This window comes from uncultured Ruegeria sp., assembly GCF_947489545.1.
Classification (GTDB): Bacteria; Pseudomonadota; Alphaproteobacteria; order Rhodobacterales; family Rhodobacteraceae; genus Ruegeria.
This window is the reverse complement of record NZ_CANLDZ010000051.1, coordinates 1-2500: the sequence shown is the minus strand read 5'-3', so window position 1 is coordinate 2500 and position 2500 is coordinate 1. Positions and strand designations below refer to the sequence as shown.

1 tRNA gene and 2 rRNA genes (1 of these 3 cut by a window edge) are annotated in these 2500 nt (G+C 53.9%); all 3 read left to right on the top strand.

What is annotated here, in order from left to right:
* Positions 1–1897: ribosomal RNA gene (locus tag Q1B13_RS26465) — 23S ribosomal RNA — on the top strand; it begins 970 nt to the left of the window's first position.
* A 185-nt stretch (positions 1898–2082) separates the two neighbouring features.
* Positions 2083–2197: ribosomal RNA gene (gene rrf, locus Q1B13_RS26460) — 5S ribosomal RNA — on the top strand.
* Between the two features lie 47 nt (positions 2198–2244).
* Positions 2245–2321, top strand: a tRNA-Met gene (locus Q1B13_RS26455).
* Positions 2322–2500: the final 179 nt, after the last annotated feature.

Below are 2500 nucleotides of genomic sequence, written 5' to 3'. Positions count from 1 at the left end.
GCGGATGCTAACGTCCGTAGTGGAGAGGGAAACAACCCTGACCTACGACTAAGGCCCCCAATTCATGGCTAAGTGGGAAAGCAGGTGGGACGACCAAAACAACCAGGAGGTTGGCTTAGAAGCAGCCATCCTTTAAAGATAGCGTAACAGCTCACTGGTCTAAATAAGTTGTCCTGCGGCGAAGATGTAACGGGGCTCAAGCCATGAGCCGAAGTCTAGGATGCCGTAAGGCATGGTAGCAGAGCGTAGTGTGACATAGCACTTATCTTGTATTATCGCCGGTCATTTGACGCGAGCAATCGCGCTCAAGTAGCCGAATAGGCGGTAGCGCAAGATAAGGTGCTTTCGATGAAGCCGGGGCGTGAGCCATCCGGTGGAGAGATCACTAGTGAGAATGATGACATGAGTAGCGACAAAGAGTGTGAGAGACACTCTCGCCGAAAGTCCAAGGGTTCCTGCTTAAAGCTAATCTGAGCAGGGTAAGCCGGCCCCTAAGCCGAGGCCGAAAGGCGTAGGCGATGGGAACTAGGTTAATATTCCTAGGCCGTGGAGTGGTGACGGATCTCAGAGGTAGTTCATCCTTATTGGATTGAATGGGCTGCTGAGAGGTTCCTGGAAATAGCCCTCCTATCAGACCGTACCCTAAACCGACACAGGTGGACTGGTAGAGCATACCAAGGCGCTTGAGAGAACGATGTTGAAGGAACTCGGCAAAATACCTCCGTAAGTTCGCGAGAAGGAGGCCCGGTTCCTAGGCAACTAGGGGCTGGGGGCACAAACCAGGGGGTGGCGACTGTTTATTAAAAACACAGGGCTCTGCGAAGTCGCAAGACGACGTATAGGGTCTGACGCCTGCCCGGTGCCTGAAGGTTAAAAGGAGAGGTGAGAGCCTTGAATTGAAGCCCAGGTAAACGGCGGCCGTAACTATAACGGTCCTAAGGTAGCGAAATTCCTTGTCGGGTAAGTTCCGACCTGCACGAATGGCGTAACGACTTCCCCGCTGTCTCCAACATCGACTCAGCGAAATTGAATTGCCTGTCAAGATGCAGGCTTCCCGCGGTTAGACGGAAAGACCCCGTGCACCTTTACTACAGCTTCGCACTGGCATCAGGATTGTGATGTGCAGGATAGGTGGTGGGCTTTGAAGCAGAGACGCAAGTCTTTGTGGAGCCTCCCTTGAGATACCACCCTTCGCACTCTTGATGTCTAACCGCGGTCCGTTATCCGGATCCGGGACCCTGCGTGGCGGGTAGTTTGACTGGGGCGGTCGCCTCCTAAAGCGTAACGGAGGCGCGCGAAGGTTGGCTCAGAGCGGTCGGAAATCGCTCGTTGAGTGCAATGGCAGAAGCCAGCCTGACTGCGAGACTGACAAGTCGAGCAGAGTCGAAAGACGGCCATAGTGATCCGGTGGTCCCGAGTGGAAGGGCCATCGCTCAACGGATAAAAGGTACGCCGGGGATAACAGGCTGATACTGCCCAAGAGTCCATATCGACGGCAGTGTTTGGCACCTCGATGTCGGCTCATCTCATCCTGGGGCTGGAGCAGGTCCCAAGGGTACGGCTGTTCGCCGTTTAAAGAGGTACGTGAGCTGGGTTTAGAACGTCGTGAGACAGTTCGGTCCCTATCTGCCGTGGGTGTAGGAGACTTGAGAGGAGTTGCCCCTAGTACGAGAGGACCGGGGTGAACGATCCACTGGTGGACCAGTTGTCGTGCCAACGGCAGTGCTGGGTAGCTATGATCGGACAGGATAACCGCTGAAGGCATCTAAGCGGGAAGCCCCCCTCAAAACAAGGTCTCCCTGAGGGCCGTGGAAGACCACCACGTCAATAGGCCGGAGATGTAAGCGCAGTAATGCGTTCAGTTGACCGGTACTAATCGCCCGATAGGCTTGATTTGATCCAGTAATGGAAAGACAAATCAAAAACATACACCTCATTAAACATGGATAACTTCGTAGCAACACGCTGCGGTGTTGATTGAAACAACAACCGTGCGGCAACGCGCATTCGTAAACGAATACGCTGCCTGCCGCGCGTCGCCTTTTTGCAAAGCAAAAAGAGCGACGGGGGGCTTTTCCTCGGTTTGGTGGTCATAGCGCAAGTGAAACACCCGGTCCCATCCCGAACCCGGAAGTTAAGCACTGCCGCGCCAATGGTACTTGGGCTTAAGCCCCGGGAGAGTAGGTCACCGCCAAACCTAGAAAAATCCCCCTTCTCTCTAAACGATGATAGAAAAACACCTGGCGCGGGGTGGAGCAGTCCGGTAGCTCGTCAGGCTCATAACCTGAAGGTCAGAGGTTCAAATCCTCTCCCCGCAACCAAAATCCAAACAGCCCGTTCGATCTACAAACAGTCCAATGGACTGTTTGCTCAACGATCAAACCTCGTCAGGCTCATAACCTGAAGGGTGAGGAAGAATAGAAATCAATCCAGTGGATCGATTGCCTGACGAACGCGCAAAGCGCTGGAACGTAGGTTCAAATCCTACTCCCCGAAACCA